This is a genomic window from Mucispirillum schaedleri ASF457 (assembly GCF_000487995.2).
Lineage (GTDB): Bacteria > Chrysiogenota > Deferribacteres > Deferribacterales > Mucispirillaceae > Mucispirillum > Mucispirillum schaedleri.
In genome coordinates, this window is sequence record NZ_CP097562.1 from 2,202,040 (window position 1) to 2,219,411 (window position 17,372).

At 32.7% G+C, this 17,372-nt stretch carries 14 protein-coding genes; 12 read left to right on the forward strand and 2 right to left on the reverse strand.

What is annotated here, in order from left to right:
• Nucleotides 1-127 precede the first annotated feature (127 nt).
• From N508_RS10330 to N508_RS10350, 5 genes are all read left to right on the forward strand, one after another.
• Nucleotides 128-1,033, forward strand: coding sequence for an EamA family transporter (locus N508_RS10330; protein WP_023276619.1), 906 nt, complete (start codon nt 128-130; stop codon nt 1,031-1,033).
• Nucleotides 1,034-1,094: 61 nt separating this feature from the next.
• Nucleotides 1,095-1,673: an RNA polymerase sigma factor gene (locus N508_RS10335; RefSeq protein ID WP_023276620.1), complete on the forward strand. Its 579-nt coding sequence runs from the start codon at nt 1,095-1,097 to the stop codon at nt 1,671-1,673.
• Nucleotides 1,674-1,686: 13 nt separating this feature from the next.
• Nucleotides 1,687-2,229 (forward strand): anti-sigma factor family protein, encoded by a 543-nt coding sequence (locus tag N508_RS10340; protein WP_023276621.1) that lies wholly within the window; start codon nt 1,687-1,689, stop codon nt 2,227-2,229.
• Nucleotides 2,226-3,113: a hypothetical protein gene (locus N508_RS10345; RefSeq protein ID WP_023276622.1), complete on the forward strand. Its 888-nt coding sequence runs from the start codon at nt 2,226-2,228 to the stop codon at nt 3,111-3,113. Before N508_RS10340 ends, N508_RS10345 begins: the two co-directional genes overlap by 4 nt.
• 26 nt (nt 3,114-3,139) lie before the next feature.
• Nucleotides 3,140-4,513, forward strand: a complete 1,374-nt coding sequence (locus N508_RS10350) for a Do family serine endopeptidase (RefSeq protein ID WP_023276623.1) — start codon at nt 3,140-3,142, stop codon at nt 4,511-4,513.
• 477 nt (nt 4,514-4,990) lie between these two features.
• Here the strand turns inward: N508_RS10350 and N508_RS10355 are convergent, their stop codons facing one another.
• On the reverse strand, nt 4,991-7,012 hold the full coding sequence (locus N508_RS10355) for an LTA synthase family protein (RefSeq protein ID WP_242345830.1): 2,022 nt from the start codon (nt 7,010-7,012) through the stop codon (nt 4,991-4,993).
• Between the two features lie 133 nt (nt 7,013-7,145).
• Between N508_RS10355 and N508_RS10360 the strand changes: the two genes are divergently transcribed.
• From N508_RS10360 to N508_RS10370, 3 genes are all read left to right on the forward strand, one after another.
• On the forward strand, nt 7,146-8,234 hold the full coding sequence (locus tag N508_RS10360; RefSeq protein ID WP_023276627.1) for an efflux RND transporter periplasmic adaptor subunit: 1,089 nt from the start codon (nt 7,146-7,148) through the stop codon (nt 8,232-8,234).
• A 27-nt stretch (nt 8,235-8,261) separates the two neighbouring features.
• On the forward strand, nt 8,262-11,444 hold the full coding sequence (locus N508_RS10365) for an efflux RND transporter permease subunit (protein WP_023276628.1): 3,183 nt from the start codon (nt 8,262-8,264) through the stop codon (nt 11,442-11,444).
• Nucleotides 11,445-11,686: 242 nt separating this feature from the next.
• A complete protein-coding gene (locus N508_RS10370) occupies nt 11,687-12,259 on the forward strand; it encodes a nitroreductase family protein (RefSeq protein WP_023276629.1) in 573 nt (190 codons plus the stop codon).
• A 68-nt stretch (nt 12,260-12,327) separates the two neighbouring features.
• Here N508_RS10370 and gdhA read toward each other — a convergent pair whose 3' ends face one another.
• The gene (gdhA, locus tag N508_RS10375; RefSeq protein ID WP_023276630.1) at nt 12,328-13,677 is read right to left on the reverse strand and encodes an NADP-specific glutamate dehydrogenase; all 1,350 of its coding nucleotides are present in this window, start codon (nt 13,675-13,677) and stop codon (nt 12,328-12,330) included.
• Nucleotides 13,678-13,885: 208 nt separating this feature from the next.
• Between gdhA and N508_RS10380 the strand changes: the two genes are divergently transcribed.
• The 4 genes from N508_RS10380 (at nt 13,886) to N508_RS10395 (ending at nt 17,302) form a co-directional block, all read left to right on the forward strand.
• Nucleotides 13,886-15,226 carry a hemolysin family protein gene (locus N508_RS10380; protein ID WP_023276631.1) on the forward strand — a complete coding sequence of 447 codons (1,341 nt, stop codon included), beginning with the start codon at nt 13,886-13,888 and terminating at the stop codon, nt 15,224-15,226.
• A gap of 127 nt (nt 15,227-15,353) precedes the next feature.
• Nucleotides 15,354-15,893, forward strand: coding sequence for an outer membrane beta-barrel protein (locus tag N508_RS10385; RefSeq protein WP_023276632.1), 540 nt, complete (start codon nt 15,354-15,356; stop codon nt 15,891-15,893).
• A gap of 30 nt (nt 15,894-15,923) precedes the next feature.
• Entirely contained in the window at nt 15,924-16,559 is a 636-nt protein-coding gene (locus N508_RS10390) for an outer membrane beta-barrel protein (protein WP_023276633.1), read from the forward strand.
• Nucleotides 16,560-16,603: 44 nt separating this feature from the next.
• Nucleotides 16,604-17,302: a hypothetical protein gene (locus N508_RS10395; protein WP_023276634.1), complete on the forward strand. Its 699-nt coding sequence runs from the start codon at nt 16,604-16,606 to the stop codon at nt 17,300-17,302.
• The last annotated feature ends 70 nt before the right edge of the window (nt 17,303-17,372 follow it).

Consider the following 17,372-nt stretch of genomic DNA (forward strand, 5'->3'; position numbering starts at 1 on the left):
TCTATATATCATAAGAGAATATAAATGTCATTAAATTTTATAAAAAATAATTGCTTTTTTTCATATTTAGTAGTAGTAATTTGAAAAATAATACTTAAAAACAGTAACTAGAAATCTATGGTGTTTTATGGCACTTATTAAAAATAGAAAATTTGCTTTAACATTATTTTGTATAGCTGCCTTATATTCCACATGGGGTGTTGTATATCTTAGTATAAAGTTTGCTCTTGTTTCTTTTCCGCCAGTTTTGCTTTCAAGTATAAGATATATGTCCGCAGGCTCTATATTTCTGCTTTGGTCATTTTTTATAAAAAAAGACAGGGCATTGCCTGCAAAAACACAGTTTATTACTATTTTCTTTGCATCATGTATGATGATAGTAATAGGTGGTGCATTTTTAAATATATCAGGTCTTTACATTAATTCTGGCACTATTGCTCTTTTAATGGGCTCTACCCCTTTATGGATGGTTGTAGTAAGCTGGTTTCTTGGGTATGACAAAAAGCCTTCTGCATCTGTCTTTGCTGGATTAATTGGCGGCTTTATTGGTGTTGGAGTGCTTGCTGTATCAACTGGTATTTTAGGCGGGTCTAATGCTGTTTTAGGCATTATAACTATATTTATATCTATGGCAGGCTGGGTGGCAGGCTCTATTTTTTTAAAACACAGGCATTCTGATATGGATATGATTAAAAGTCTGGGCTTTCAAATGGTTACAGGCGGTTTAATAATGTTTGGCATATCTTTTTTAACAGGGGAGTGGGCTGGCTTTGATATATCAGAGATTACATTAAAAGCATTTTTAAGCACTCTGCATTTAATATTTTTTGGCTCAATTATAGGTTATACTTGTTATGTATGGCTTTTATATAATACCCCTACTCATATTGCTATTTCTTATGCTTATGCAGAGCCTGTTGTGGCAGTTGTTGTGGGAGCTTTATTTGGTGGAGAGCCTATTAACCGCATAACTATATTTGCTTGTGTTTTTATAATAATCTCTGTATTTTTTGTTATAAGAGATAAAAAATAAAATTAAAAAAATTTTGAACTTAATATTATTATTTATGTCATTTTTATATAAGAGGGATAAAATGAGTGATGCACAGGTTATTGAACAAGTTTTAAATGGCGATACAGGTGCCTTTGAAATTTTAATATTAAAATATCAGTCGCAGATATTTTATTCTGCTTTAAATATAGTAAAAAATAAAGAATATGCAGAAGATATTTGTCAGGATGCTTTTTTAAAAGCATATCAAAAACTTGATACTTTAATGGATAAAGAGCATTTTTATCCATGGTTAAAACGCATAGCAGTTAATCTTGCCCTTAACCACTATGAAAGAGATAAAAGAATAGTGGATATGGAAGATGAAGAAAGTGAAGTGGATTATTTTGACAGGTTGACAACTGGCGAATGTCCTGAAGACTATATTATTAAAGATGAGCTTAAAAAATATGTTAAATTTTTTGTAGACGGTCTGCCTGACAAATTTCGCAATATTATCATTTTACGCGAAGTAGAAGATTTAAGTTATGAAGAAATAGCAGAGATGTTAAATATATCTTTAGGTACTGTTAGAAGCAGGCTTTTTAATGCAAGGCAGATAATAAAAGAAAGACTTATTAAACAAGGTCTTATAGACAACGCTTTTGCAGAAGCTAAATGAAATGGAGCATAATATGAAAAAAGAATGTGTAGATATTAGACCTCTTTTATATGCTTATATTGATAATGAACTTGCAGGTGAGCAAAGCAGTATTGTTACAAGTCATATTTCTGAATGTGAAAGCTGTAAAGCACAACTTGCGTCAATGTATAGAGTGCGTGATATGGTAAAATCAGTTTATGCACCAAAAGAAGATATTGATTTATCTAAAAAAATTATGGCAAATATTAAATTTAATAATAAATATGGTAAAATACAAACTACTAAAATAAAAGAGAATATGGAAGAAAAAACTGTCAATATAAATAATAAAGCAAAGCAGTCTTTGCCAAAAATAGTTGCTGGTAAAGTGCTTTATATTGCAGTTGCAGCTGCTGCTGTAATATTTGCTATTGCTGCAACTGTTACATATTTTGAAAAATCTAACCCTGTGTCTGTTGAAATGGCAAACCAAACTTATGATAAATTTGAAGATTATGTTTTAGAGCATTATACAAACTCTTATGCAGGTCCGTCGGCTCAGGCATCAGTGATTTCGGTAAATTTTGAAAAATGATTCGGTTTATTCTTTCCATAGTATTGCTTTTATCAACAGCAGGAAATATATTTGCTGCTGATAAAGCAGTTGTCTTTAAATGTTTAAATAAAAACAGGTATGAAGTCTATCTAAATCTGCAGGATGATTATAGAGCAGATTCTTCTATGCTTGGTTCTATTTCCCGCCAGCTTTTAAGGGGCTTTTTTTCAATAGATAGAATACCTGATAAATATTACAGTGTTGAGAAAATAGATAATATTTCTTATTTTGGCTTTGATATAACACAATATACTGTTATTCCAAAGGATAAAGACAGGTTTAGACAAATATTATGGCTTGATAACAGCGAGCGTATTGTAAAATTAGAAGTATATGATAATGTAAATACATTCATGTTTGCTTTCAGTGGCTTTGACTATATGAATGGAGCAATGCACAGCCGTCATCATAAAGGCATGGGGCATGGTATGGGCAAAGGAATGAAGCGAGGCACGGTGGGGGGGGGCTTAGGTGAGGAACGAGAAGGTCCTAATGGCTATCGTGGAAATGTAGCAGATAAATTTAAATTTTGGGATACTCCAGAGTTTTATCACGGGTTTAGACATTTCCACACAACAGTTTTTAATAGAAATGTTTTTGATTTATCATTTGAAGATGGGATAAACAGATTTTCAGTATTTATAAAACCAGCAGACAGGCAGATAGAGCCTGTAAGCACAATAGTTTATGGTAACTATTTATTCAGCAGAATAATAGATGATGTTGAATACACTGTATATGGCACAGTATCTTTTGGGTTTATGGAAGATATAATAAATCTTATCCATGAAAATATAAAAACAGTGATAGATACTGCATCACAAGGCGGCATTTTAACATCAGAAATTTATAATAAAAAATGATACCTTTCAAGGAGGAATTTTAATTAATGAAAAAATTATTTTTAGCAGCAATGCTTATTTTAGCTTTTACGGTAAATGCTTTTGCAATACCTTCTAGTTTTTCGCCTGTTGTAAAAAAAGCAGCTCCTAGTGTTGTAAATATAAGCACAACAAAAACTGTTACTCGCCAGATAGACCCATTTTTTCAGGATTTTTTTGGCGGTATGTTTGGTGGAACTCATCCATTTGGCTTTGGAAACAGTGGTCTGCAGAAATATAAATCTACTGCATTAGGCTCAGGGTTTATTATTGATAGAGATGGTTATATAGTTACAAATAACCATGTAATTGAAGGGGCAGAAGAAATTATTATTAAATTTCAAGATGATAGAGAGTTTAAAGCAGAAATTATTGGAACAGACCCGCTTACAGATTTAGCACTTTTAAAAATTGATACAAAAGGTGCAAATATTACGCCTATTTTATTAGGCAATTCAGATACAGCAGAAATTGGCGACTGGGTTGTGGCAATAGGTAACCCGCTTGGTCTTGGCGGCACAGTAACAGCAGGTATATTATCAGCAAAAGGCAGAGTGTTAGGTGATGGACCATACGATAACTTTATACAAACAGATGTTTCTATTAATCCCGGAAACTCTGGCGGTCCGCTTGTCAATATGGACGGGGAAGTAATAGGTATTAATACTGCAATTATCCAGTCAGCTCAAGGGCTTGGGTTTGCTGTGCCTGTAAATATGCTTAAAAATATACTGCCAAAATTGAAGAAAGATGGCAAGGTATATAGGGGCTGGGTAGGTATAGTTATGCAGCCACTTGATGAACAGCTTGCAGCATCATTTGGTTTATCTGATACAAAAGGTGTATTGATTGCAGATGTTACAAAAGGTGAGCCGGGAGATAAAGCCGGGCTTAAAGCAGGAGATGTTATTGTTGCAGTTGATGGCAGGCAGGCACAAACATCAAGAGAGCTTGCAGGTATTATTGGCTCAAAAAGTCCAAATGAAAGAGTTGTTTTAACAATTATCCGTGATGGAAAAAGGCAGAATATTACTGTAAGATTAGGAGAAAGACCAAGCAATAACCAAACAGCAGCAAATTATTATAATGTTAAGCCAAAACAAAGAGCTGGCGATATTGTTGTAAAAGATATAGATGCACAGCAGGCTAGAAAGTTAGGCATATCTAATGGGGTCATTATTACAAGCCTTAATGAAGATACTCAGGCATATAAAAAAGGTTTAAGAGAAGGTCATGTAATTGTTCTTTTAAACAACAAGGCTGTAAATAATGAAAACGATTTTTACAGAATTTATGATAAAATAAAAAAAGGTGATTTAATGGCAGTAAAAGTTGTGCTGCCTAACGGTTCAAACTTTATAGCATTTGCAAAATCAGAGTAATTTATTAAAATTAAATATTGATGTGATAAACTGCACTTAAACATTAATTTAAGTGCAGTTTTTTTAGATACTTCGCTTATAAGTCAAGCTCAGTATGACTAATGCAGGGACAAGGAAGTCCCGTCGTATAGCGTAAGCGATGGGAGCATTTACTGCGACCGAGCGTGGTTTTTCAAATTCAGGGATGAATTTGAAAATAAAATATAAATTAAGATACTTCGCTTATAAGTCAAGCTCAGTATGACTAATGCAGGGACAAGGAAGTCCCGTCGCATAGCGTAAGCGATGGGAGCATTTACTGCGACCGAGCGTGGTTTTTCAAATTCAGGGATGAATTTGAAAATAAAATATAAATTAAGATACTTCGCCTTTCAGGCTCAGAACGAGCCGTTTGAAAGTGAGCGACAGCCGAAATTGTTTTGGCAGAGCATGATTTAAAAATACAAGAATGTATTTTTTAGTAAATGATAAATTAATTTATTTTGGTATATTATAGCCTTTATTAACTATATACCAGCTTATAGCTTCACCTGCTTTCTTTTTATTCCAATATATTTTAGCAGTATTTATATCATTTTCATTTTCTTTTTCGTTGTTAAAATATTCAAGTTTCCCCCCCCCATTAAAGATATATCTTCCATTTGCAATAGACTGGGCACCAATAGCAATTCTTTCTTTATCTATATTTTCATTTATATCATCAGTTACAAGGCTTTGTCCAAATGAATGGAATTTATAGCCTGCATGAGCTGTCATATTTAAAATAGTAGGCACAATGTCTTTATGGCTTCCGGCTGTATATTTTAGCTTATATTTATGCACCCCACTGCCATATATTATTAAAGGTATAGATGTAGATGTAAATATTTTTCTATCAGGGTCTGGATAGCTTCTGTCAAAATGGTCGCCAGTAATAAAGAAAATACTGTCAGGGTATGATTCATAAGTTTTCTTAATAAAATCAGCTGCACTTTTAATAGAATATTCTGTTACTGTTAAAATTTCAGGTGTTATTCCTTGAAACCTTTTTTCTTTTGGATAATTAGTATCAAGAAAATTTCTGATTTTTTCTGTATCAATATTATAGTATTTTTTTGTATCTATATCATAAGGCGGGTGGTTTGATGCAGAAAGTATCATATTAAATGTTGGTTTATCATGGTGTTTATCAAGGCTTTCAAGTATAAAGTCAAACCCTTCATTATCATATATACCCCATGTGCTTTTCTGTTTATTATGTATATTTTCCATACCGTAGCTTTTATTAAAGCCCTGTGATGTAGTGTATGAGCCTATTTTTCGCCATGCGGAGCTTCCAAAGTAAAAAAAGTTTGTATCATACCCTAAATCTTTAAAAATTCTGCCAGTAGAAGAATCAAAACATGGTATTTTCCCAGTCATTTCGCTTACTGGGAAATATGTGCCGTAAAGCCCTGTAATCATCATATCCATTGTTTCTATTGTGCCATATCCGTTTTGGATAAATACTGGGACTTTTAAGCCATCTTTTGAATTTGCAAGTGCAGCTAACTCACTTCCAATCCCCCCCCCGTTTATAAATTCTTCTGATAAATGATAATCTGAAAGTGATTCCATAATTATTAAAAATATGTGTTTAGCATTACTTTTACCATTATACAAAACTTCCTGTTCCATTACACTGCTGATATTATCTTGATTTGTATATTCATCTTCAAAATATATCTGCATAACCTGCTGTATAGTTTTGCCGCCTGCATATTTTTCAAAACTTTCACCTTTTATATCTTTATAAGCTCTATATACTCTGTCTAAATCATGCAGTGCACCGGGAGCTGCTTTTTTCAGGAAATTATTTTCTGGAAGTTTTACAATATAGCTTAAATCGCCGCCTTTAAGATTAAATGTTGAAGATGCTGCAAGTATTAAAATATAACTTATTAAAATCCCTAATAGCACAGTTTTTTTAATAGAGATAGAGCTTTTTATATTTTCAATTTTTTTATATATTTTACTGTAAATAAATACAGCAATGGCAGTTAAAATCACAGATGCTGCAATTTTTGGCAGTGCATTATAATCACTATTTAGTGCAGTATGAAATATTGCAGACTGGTCATCATATATAACGCCAAGCATTATAATATTAAATGTATCATTAAAAATGCTGTAATAAGTGTCATTTACAAAGGATGCAATTATAATAATATATGAGATTATTGATGTAAATATCATAATAACAGGTGTTTTTGCTGATTTTATAAATGAAAAAAGAATATATAATGCGGCAAAAATAAAAGCAGCAGGTGCAGCAAGCCTGCCGTCATAACGAAACCCTGCAAACAGTGTTTGCCCTATATCAGAAACAGGCAGTGAATTTGAGCCATAAGCTCCAGTAATTGCAGAATTTAATATACCAGAGTTTATAATAAAACCTATTCTGCATAGTCCAAATATTATTAAAAGGTATGCAAAAAATGTAATGATTTGAATATATGTTTTAAGAATTTTATTATTCATTTAATTTCTCTTAAAAATTTATTAAATACATATTATATAAAAAACTACAAATATTGCAACCAATATATTTTTTTGTTTTCTTTTTAAAAATAGTAGTGTAGTATAAGTTAATATTTAAGTATTTGGTGGCTTTATGTTTCGCAGCTCGTTAATCATAATATTAGTATTATTTATTATTCCTTTTACAGTATCAGCACAAAAACAACCATCAGGCATATCATCTAGTAAAGAGCGTGTAGTATTAGTAACAGTAGAGAAAGTGTCAGAAGGGATGAGCTTTCCAACAATGATGATAACGGGTTCAGCCTATTTTAGTGAAAGCTCAGAAGTAGCAGCAGAAAGTGCAGGCAAAGTATTAAAAGTATATGTAAATGAAGGCGATGCAGTAGAGATAGGTCAGCCACTTGCAAGTTTAGATGACAGTTTATTAAGTTACAGTGTATCAAGTGCAGAAGCATCCACTAAGCAGGCAAAATCTAATTTAGATAAAGCATTAAGGGACTTTAACCGCAATAAAGCCTTATATAACCAGCATTCCATATCTCAGCAGAAATATCAAGACTCATTAACAGATTACACAAATGCACAAAGTATGTATATATCATCCTTGTCACAGCAGAAGCAGTTAGAGACTCAGAAAGATAAAATGGTAATCAAATCCCCGTTAAAAGGAGTAGTGATTAGTAAGAATGTGGAAGTTGGCGAATGGGTTAATTCTGGCGGAGTAGTAGCAGGAGTAGCTACCTTGACTTATGAAGCAAAAGTCTATATTCCAGAAACAGTGCTTCCCTATATTAAAGCTGGTCAGTCAGTAACAGTTAAGACAAGCCGTAAAGAATATACTGGCAAAGTGTTATCTATCAATTCCAAAGGTGACCCAGCCACTAGATTATTTTTAACAAGGATAGATTTAGGTCAAGACCCAGATTTAAAAGAAGGAGTTCTTGTAATCGCCTTAATCCCATCAGGCAGTAAAATCCATTCCTTATTAGTTCCGCGAGATGCTGTTGTAGAGCGAAACAGTGTTAAGGGAGTATTTAAAGTATCAGAAGATGAGCGAGTAAGATTTATCCCAGTAAAAATAATAGGCTATAACGGTGGCTATGCAGCAGTAAGCTCTGTAACAGAAGGCTCATTAAAGAAAGATGACCAGATAGTATTAGACGGCAATAATGCAGTAAATAATGGTGTAAAAATTAAAATAACTTCTAAAATAGGATAAGGCAGATAATTAAGGTTATATATAAATATGATTAAGTTTGCAGTTGAAAACCCAGTGAAAGTGCTGGTAGGAGTATGTTTTTTAGTAATATTTGGTATTCAGGCTTTTTTTAATATGCCATATCGTCTAATACCAAGCATTGAATATCCGCAGATTTCTATCAGCACATACTGGCGTGGTGCATCCCCTTATGAAATAGAAAAAGAAATACTTGAAAGGCAGGAACGAGTGCTTAAAACTATTCCCGGTGTAATAGACTGTGAAAGCACTGCACGGGAAAGTTCTGCTTATATTACATTAATGTTTGATAAAGATGTGCCTGTAAATGATGCAATACTTCTTGTTGCCAATAAATTAAATGAAGTTAGCGGATACCCTGATAATATAAACCAGCCTACAATAAGGGCTGCAAACACTGATACTGTTTCTGTTGTAGATTTAATGCTTTTAACAGATGATACAAATAAACGCTCTATTGATGAATATTTAAGTTTTTTTGAAGAAACAATTAAGCCTTATTTTGACAGAATAAAAGGTGTGGCAGATGTCAGCTACTGGGGTGGCAGAGCAAGGCAGATACATATTGATGTAGACCCATACAGGTTAAGTGCATATAATATTACTCTTTCAGCAATAATCAGTGCATTAAAACAGGAAAATGTAAACATTTCAGCCGGAACTATTGATTTTGGAGCAAAAGATTACAGGTTTCGCACAATAGGGGAAGCAAAAACTCCGCAGGATATTAGAGATATTGTAGTAATTTCAAGTGATAATGCAAGAATTAAGCTTAATGATATAGCACAGGTTGATTATGGATTTTCTAAAAGGAATACAATAGTAAGCTATGGCAATACAAATGCTTTAAGTGTGGGTATTGTTGCTCAGGCAGGGGCAAATGTATTAGAGCTTACAAACGATGTAGATAAAGTTGTAGAAAATTTAAATAACGGAATATTAAAAAATAACGGCTTAAAGTTTGTAAAAATATCTGACCAGAAAAATTATATTTTACAAGCTGTTGAATTAGTAAAATCTAATATTATTGTTGGTGGAATATTAGCTGTTATTGTGCTTTTAATATTTTTACGAAGTGTTCGTGCAACATTAGTTATTGCTGTTACCATTCCAATATGTATTATTGGAACATTTTTAATAATGCATATGCTTGGCAGGTCATTAAATGTAATAAGCCTTGCAGGTATTGCATTTTCTGTTGGTATGTTAATAGACAACTCTATTGTTGTGCTTGAAAATATTGACAGGCACATAGCTTTAGGCGGCAAAAAAACGATTAATTCAGTAGTAAAAGCCACAAAAGAAGTATGGGGTGCAATTTTAGCATCTACTCTTACAACAATAGCAGTATTTCTTCCTATTGTTTTTATAAAAGAAGAAGCAGGGCAGCTTTTTGGAGATATTGCAATAGCAGTTAGTGCAGCTGTTGCTTTAAGCCTTGCTGCATCTATTACAGTTATCCCTGTATTATCAAAAATACTATTTTCAGCAGGTGAAAATAAAGAGAAAAATATAGCAGTGATAAACATAATAAAAAATAAATTAGCTGCACTGCATATAAATGAAAATATAAAAGAAAAGTTAATAAAATACAGTCCAAATAATATGATTGTTTATGTTGGAAGTTTTTTTGTAAAATATATAGTTTTAATATCTGATAAGATTAATTCAAGTTTTATTATAAAATTAGCTTTTATTGTTACAGTAACAGGGTTTTCCATATTAAGTGCTTATATGCTTATGCCTAAAATGGACTATCTGCCACTTGGCAATAAAAATATGATGGAATCGCGGTTTACTCCACCACCGGGTATTTCATACAATGAAAGAAAAGCTATGGGCGATTTTATTTACAGAGAATTAAAGCCATATATAGAAAGTGAAAAAGACGGCTATCCGCAGATAGACAGCTTCGTATTTATTGCAAGTTCTACTTATGTGGCACTTCGTGCAACAAGTAAAGATGAAGCAAGAGTTGTGGAATTACAGCCATTACTAGCATCTGTTGCAGCAAGGCTTCCGGGTATTACGGCATCTACTTCGCAAGTGCCATTATTTAATATTGGCAGAGGTTCAAGCAATACATTTTTAATGAATGTGGCAGGAGCTATGGAGTATGAGAGCCTTGTAAATACAGTCCGCCTTATTCAAGACAGAATAATGAATGAAATACCAGAAGTGCAGCTGCGGTTAAACCCTGCATCAAATCCTGTATATCCAGAAGTGCAGATTATACCAAACCGTGAAGCATTAAAATCTGCAGGTATTACTGCCACAGAGCTTGGTATATCTGTAGATGCTTATTTAGATGGCAGAAAAATTGGAGAGTTTAAAGATTCATCTATTGGAACAATAGATATTATGCTGCAGGGGGAAAGAAAGAGTTTTGATAATCCAGATGAAGTATATTCTATATTAGTAAATTCTGGCTCAGGGTTTCCAGTTCCAATATCCAGCCTTGCAGAAACAAAGGAAGTAATGGGTATAGAAAGAATAAGAAGATATAACTATCAGCGTTCATTTTTGTTTATTATCACACTTCCAAAAGGTATGGTATTAGAGCAGCTGCAGGATAAAATAAATAAAAAAGTGCTAGAGCCTATGAGAGAAGAAGGACTTTTACAGGGTATTACAGTTTATACAAGCGGAGCATCATCAAAACTTGAAAGTGCTAAAAATGCTCTTTCTGGAAACTTTCTGCTTGCAATACTTATTACATATCTTTTAATGGCAGCACTGCTGAACAATTTCTTTTATCCGTTTATTATTATGTTTTCTGTGCCTCTTGCAGCATCAGGCGGGTTTATTGGGCTTGAGTTGGTAAATAAATATGTAACGGCACAGTCGCTTGATATTATTACTATGCTTGGGTTTATTATGCTGATAGGCTCAGTTGTAAATAACCCTATATTAATAGTTTATCAGACTTTAAATAATATAAAATATGGTATGAGTGGAAGCAGTGCAATCCATGATGCTTTAAAAACACGGATTAGACCTATATTTATGAGCACAGCCACATCTCTTTTTGGTATGCTGCCGCTTGTTTTAGCAAATGGGGCAGGCAGTGAGCTTTATCGTGGTATGGGAAGTGTTATATTAGGTGGTATAGCTTTATCTACTATATTTACACTGTTTTTAATACCTGCATTATTATCACTGTTTTTAGGCAGAAAAAAAGGCTTGCAGTAAGTGAATGATATAATTTTTTATATAAATATATTATCTTATTCTTTATTGCTAAACATACATTTACAAAGTCATAATAAAAATTTATTGCACTTTATCTATAATTAAAGTATTTTATTTATATATAGATATTATATATAATGTTATATTTTTTGCCTTTAAAAACAGGCTCAAAATGACTGATACTTAAAAGTTTTTTTGGCAGGTCAAAAGCCTGTGAAAATAAACATAGTGGAGAGATAATTATGCAGATAGTTAATTCATTAAAAAATCGCAGAACATATTATAATATTAAGAAAGAACTGCCAGTATCCATTGAAAAAGTTATAGAAATGGTAGAAGAGATAACAGAGCTTGTGCCTGATGCTTTTAATATGAAAAGCAGCCGTGTATTTATTGTATATGGGGAAATGCAGAATAAATTATGGGATAAAATATATGATACTTTTGGTGGAAAAGTGCCAAGAGAGAAGATTGATAGTTTCCTTGCAGGATATGGGACTATTCTATATTTTTATGATGGTAAGCTGGTATCTGATATGCAGAATAAATTTCCAGCTTATGCTGCAAATTTTCCAGTGTGGGCAAATCAAGCAAGTGGTATGCTGCAGTTTGCTGTTTGGAGCGGTTTAAGAGAGCTTGAAATAGGTGCGTCCCTGCAGCATTATAATCCAGTAATAGATAAAGCCGTTAAAGAAATGTTTAATATTCCTGAAGAATATGTGCTTGTTGCAGAAATGCCATTTGGTGCTATTGAAAAAGAGCCTGCACAAAAGGAAAAAGAAGATATTAAACAAAGAGTTCAAGTGATTTCTTAATATAAAAAAAGGGGATAAAATATTATATCATTTATCCCCTGAAATATTATAGATTAAGTTTAATCAGATTATATCAGCCCGAGTGGTATCATCGCATCAGCAACACGAGTAAAGCCTGCAATATTTGCACCCATTAGATAGTTTCCTTTAAATCCATATTCTTCAGCTGTTTCAAAGCATGTTTTATGAATATCACGCATAATTGTTTGAAGCCTTGCATCAGTATAATCAAATTTCCAAGTATCTCTGCATGCATTTTGCTGCATTTCAAGAGCAGATGTTGCAACACCACCTGCATTAGTTGCTTTGCCGGGAGCATAAAGCACATTAGATGACTGAAAAAGATGGATAGCTCTAGGAGTGCTTGGCATATTTGCACCTTCTGTTACACAGAAACAGCCATTTTTTATTAATTTTTCTGCATGTTTTTCATTTAATTCATTTTGTGTAGCACAAGGCATTGCAATATCACAAGGAATATCCCATATAGAGCCATTTTCTTTATATTCTGCATTTGGGTGATATTTAATATATTCTTTAAGGCGTTTATATTCTACTTCTTTTATTTGTTTAATAGTATCTAATTTGATACCATCAGCATCATATATATAGCCGTTTGAGTCAGAACATGCAATAACTTTACCGCCTAACTGCTGCACTTTTTCCATAGCATATATTGCCACATTACCTGCACCAGAAACCACAACTGTTTTGCCATCAAAAGATTTTTTTCTAGTCTGCAGCATAAGCTCAGTAAAATAAACAAGCCCATATCCTGTGGCTTCTTTACGGACGAGAGAGCCGCCATAAGCCATGCCTTTACCAGTAATAACACCTGATTCAAATCTGCCGGTTAATCTTTTATACTGCCCGAAAAGATAGCCTATTTCTCTACCGCCAACACCAATATCCCCTGCGGGAACATCTGTATATTCACCAATATATTTATGGAGTTCTGTCATAAAACTTTGGCAGAAACGCATAATTTCTGCATCTGATTTACCTTTTGGATTAAAATCTGAGCCGCCTTTTGCACCACCTATTGGCATACCAGTAAGTGCATTTTTAAATATCTGCTCAAAACCTAAAAATTTAATAATACCAAGATATACTGAAGGGTGAAAACGAAGACCGCCTTTATAAGGACCCATTACACTTGAAAATTGAACACGAAACCCTCTGTTAATATGTATTTCACCTTTATCATCTATCCAAGGAACTCTGAAAATTATCTGCCTTTCAGGTTCACATATTCTTTCTATAAGTTTTTGCTCCATATATTCTGGATGTTTATCTAAAACTAAACCAAGAGTTTCTAAAACTTCTCTAACAGCTTGATGAAATTCAACTTCTCCGGGATTTCTGTTGACAATCTGCCGATAGATAGATTCTATTTTTTCATTCATTATTGTTGACATAACACCACCTTTATTTTTTATGCTGATTATGTTATCATAACTTATTTTTTTAATCAATAGTAAAAAATAACTATTAAATATGATTTAAAATTGTTTTTTTATAAATAAATGATGTTTGTTATAAAATAATACTTGCAATTATAAAAAAAAGAGATATTGTATAAGATACCGATTAATAATCGGAATAATTTTTATTACAGGGAGTATAATGGATATTAATGTTGGTGAGTCGGTATTGATGCTGGGGCTTGCTGTTCTTCTAGTTTTTCTTAATGGTTTCTTTGTTTTATCAGAATTTTCAATTGTAAAAATAAGGCGTTCTCGTTTAGAGGAGCTGGTTAAAATAGGCAGACCAAATGCAAAACTTGCTCTTGGTATGACACACAAGCTGGATTCCTATTTAAGTGCTACTCAATTAGGTATAACATTATCATCTCTTGCATTAGGATGGGTAGGTGAGCCTGCTTTTGCAAGACTTTTAGAATATTTATTTGCAGATTTTTTTGGTGTTAATAAAACACTGCTTCACACTGTAAGTTTTGTTATTGCTTTTACTTTTATTACCCTTATGCATGTGGTAATGGGCGAGCTTATACCAAAATCTATAGCTATTGCCAAAACAGAAGGTGCTGTTTTAAAAGTAGCTGCACCACTTCATTTCTTTTGGGTAATATTTTTTCCATTAATTAAAACTTTTGATTTTCTTTCAGCATTTTTCTTAAAAAGACTGGGAATACACCCTGCATCAGAAGCAGAAACTGCTCATTCAGAAGAAGAATTAAAATTTATTGTTGGCGAAAGTGTTCGTGGTGGAGTATTAGATTCTGTTGAAGAAGAAATTATCAAAAATGCAGTTGATTTTTCAGATACAGTTGCAAAAGAAATTATGACACCAAGAAAAGATATAGTATGCCTTATTGCTGATAAATCTTATGAAGAAAATCTTGCAATAGTAAAAGCATCTAACCATACAAGATATCCATACTGTGAAGGTGGCAAAGATTCTATTGTTGGTATGATACATATTAGAGATTTATTTGAAAATCAGCTTTCACAAAACCCGTGCAGTGATTTATCAAAACTTGTAAGAGAAATGATTATTGTGCCAGAAACTGCTTCTATTTCAGATATACTTGCAAAAATGAACAGGCGGCAAATCCATACTGCATTAGTATTAGATGAATATGGCGGCACAGCCGGTCTTTTAACTATGGAAGATATTATTGAAGAGATTATGGGTGATATATCTGATGAACATGATGAAAAAACAGAAGAATGCAGGCAGATAGATGAAAATACATTTGAGTTTGACGGAATGGCATCATTAGAAGATTCTGGGGAAAGGATTGGCATTAATTTTGAAGATGAAGAGCAGGTAACAATAGGCGGATATGTATTTAATCTTTTAGGCAGGGTGCCTGTTGCTGGAGACAAAGCAGAAGATGAATCATGTATATATGAAGTATTAGATGTTGATGGCAACCGTGTTAAAAAAATAAGAGCTGTATTGAAACAAAAAGATACTAACAATTCAGAAAGTTTTGAATAAAAAATATATTATAAAATATTTTAATTTTACAAACCCGCATTTATAATGTGGGTTTAATTTTTATAAATATTATATTTTTTGTAACTATTTCAGTGTAATTTATGACTATTATCAAATGAGGTGTTATATGAAAAAAGCATTAATTGTTGTTATGTTTTTAATGTCTTTTGCAGGTTATTCTTATGCAAATGATATGTGGATAAATTTAGGCTACAGCTATTATCTGCCAGAAGAAAGCAGTGCAAAAGCTCCTTTGGGACCTGTAAATTTAACTATTGGCGGTCAAGTTACAGACTGGGTGGCTATTGATTTCAGCATAGGTTATTTATGGGATTTAAAGCCACATCAGGCAGAGACAGATATTAATATAATGCCTGTCCGTCTTAATTTTCTTATACAGCCATGTTTTGATACAGGTATGTTTGATGTGCTGCCATATATTGGTATAGGGCCGCAAATATCTGCAAACAATACAGATTATGCAAACAATATATTTTCTTATGGCTTTTCTGCAAAAGCTGGTGTAAGATTTATTGAAAATGGGTTTTTATTTGGTGTAGGTTTAGAATATTTATATAATCCATTAGAAGTGGAATATAATGGTTTAAAAAACAAATATAATGCATCAGGCATTATGTTTGGCGGCGAAATAGGTGTAGTTTTTTAGCATATTTTATTATATAAAATGAGGTGAAAAATGAAAGTTTTTATGAAAATTTCTTTTATTATGGCTGCAGTATTTGCAGTTTCTTTTAATTATGCTTATGCACAGGAAAGCAAATCTAGAAGTAATGACAGCTGGTTTTTAGCAGGCTATTCTTATACATTCCCAGACAGTGGTGCAATGGAAGGTTTGCAGGGACCTGCAACTATTACTATTGGTGGTGATTTATGGCGTTTTATTGGTTTAGAGCTTACTCTTGGCGGTAGATGGGATACACAAAATTATACTAGCAGCTCTAATATAGGTGATATTAATATACCTTATGAAGCAACAAATATATTATGGTCTTTTGATATGAAACCATATTTAATTCTGCAGCCAAAGTTAGGTGTTGATATGATTTCTTTAAGACCATATTTTGGTATTGGTCCTTCTTTTCATTTTACAGGTATAAATTCAACAGAAGAATTTCTTGGAAAATCTAGTAAAGATTCTGCATCATCTTTTGATGTGGGTGTTTCAGTAAAAGCAGGCTTAAGGCTGCAGGCAATTAAATTTTTATTTGTAGGCGTAGGCACTGAATATTTATATCATCAGGCAAAATTGAATAATAAAACTTATAATTTTTCAGGCTGGACAGTTGGTGCTGAAGTTGGCTTTATTTGGTAAAAATATATGAATATTGTTAATGGTGTTTTATTAAAAGGTGTTGTATGGCTAGATTAATATATGCAAGTTGTTTTATTTTTATTTTTTCGTTTTCAGGTTTTTGTGCTGAACAAATGCAGCATACAGATATTGCCGGCACATATAGAATAGTTTTTTTTGGTTCACAGGTAGTTAAGCACGAAAAAGAAAAAGACTCCGCATTAGATGGTATTGCAGATAAATTTTATATTTCCAATAACTGCAAAAAAGCTCAGGAATTATATCCTGCAATTATTAATCATGGTTTGAGAAATAAATGCAATACTGTTACTCAGTCTAAAATTTTAGATGGTATTGTTTCAATATCCTATGATAATGCAAATTATCTGCATATTAAATCCCGCTTGCAGATGGAGGGTGGTGTAGTTGATATGTCTGCATCTGACAGGTATCAATATACAGTGTATGCACCAATAAAGTATGGTAACACCCTTAAAGGTAAAGGGATAGTCAGCTGGAATTATGACAGCACAAATAACAGACCTTCATCTAATTCTGTGTCTTTTTTAGAAAGTCCTTTTTATATTACTAAACTTGGCAAAGATATACTGCGAATAGATATAACTCTTGTAGGCAAAAATGTAAAAGTAATTGATAAAATGATTAAAATTGATGCTGTTAATACCATTATTTTAGAAAAAATGGATATGCGTTCTACTGATTTGGAAAATAAGATACAAAAACAGTTTGCTAAAATAAAATAAACTTTCGCATGCTTTAAAAAAAGCACTTTTACAAATATGTGTAAAGGTGCTTTTTATGTTTTTATTGCAG

What these genes read in the sequence shown, in the direction of transcription:
- N508_RS10390 (WP_023276633.1), top strand. Translation starts at nt 15,924, where the DNA reads ATGAAAGTTTTTATGAAAATTTCTTTTATTATGGCTGCAGTATTTGCA.
- N508_RS10335 (WP_023276620.1), top strand. Translation starts at nt 1,095, where the DNA reads ATGAGTGATGCACAGGTTATTGAACAAGTTTTAAATGGCGATACAGGT.
- N508_RS10350 (WP_023276623.1), top strand. Translation starts at nt 3,140, where the DNA reads ATGAAAAAATTATTTTTAGCAGCAATGCTTATTTTAGCTTTTACGGTA.
- N508_RS10365 (WP_023276628.1), top strand. Translation starts at nt 8,262, where the DNA reads ATGATTAAGTTTGCAGTTGAAAACCCAGTGAAAGTGCTGGTAGGAGTA.
- N508_RS10340 (WP_023276621.1), top strand. Translation starts at nt 1,687, where the DNA reads ATGAAAAAAGAATGTGTAGATATTAGACCTCTTTTATATGCTTATATT.
- N508_RS10395 (WP_023276634.1), top strand. Translation starts at nt 16,604, where the DNA reads ATGGCTAGATTAATATATGCAAGTTGTTTTATTTTTATTTTTTCGTTT.
- N508_RS10385 (WP_023276632.1), top strand. Translation starts at nt 15,354, where the DNA reads ATGAAAAAAGCATTAATTGTTGTTATGTTTTTAATGTCTTTTGCAGGT.
- N508_RS10345 (WP_023276622.1), top strand. Translation starts at nt 2,226, where the DNA reads ATGATTCGGTTTATTCTTTCCATAGTATTGCTTTTATCAACAGCAGGA.
- N508_RS10380 (WP_023276631.1), top strand. Translation starts at nt 13,886, where the DNA reads ATGGATATTAATGTTGGTGAGTCGGTATTGATGCTGGGGCTTGCTGTT.
- N508_RS10355 (WP_242345830.1), bottom strand. Translation starts at nt 7,012, where the DNA reads ATGAATAATAAAATTCTTAAAACATATATTCAAATCATTACATTTTTT.
- N508_RS10360 (WP_023276627.1), top strand. Translation starts at nt 7,146, where the DNA reads ATGTTTCGCAGCTCGTTAATCATAATATTAGTATTATTTATTATTCCT.
- gdhA (WP_023276630.1), bottom strand. Translation starts at nt 13,677, where the DNA reads ATGTCAACAATAATGAATGAAAAAATAGAATCTATCTATCGGCAGATT.
- N508_RS10370 (WP_023276629.1), top strand. Translation starts at nt 11,687, where the DNA reads ATGCAGATAGTTAATTCATTAAAAAATCGCAGAACATATTATAATATT.
- N508_RS10330 (WP_023276619.1), top strand. Translation starts at nt 128, where the DNA reads ATGGCACTTATTAAAAATAGAAAATTTGCTTTAACATTATTTTGTATA.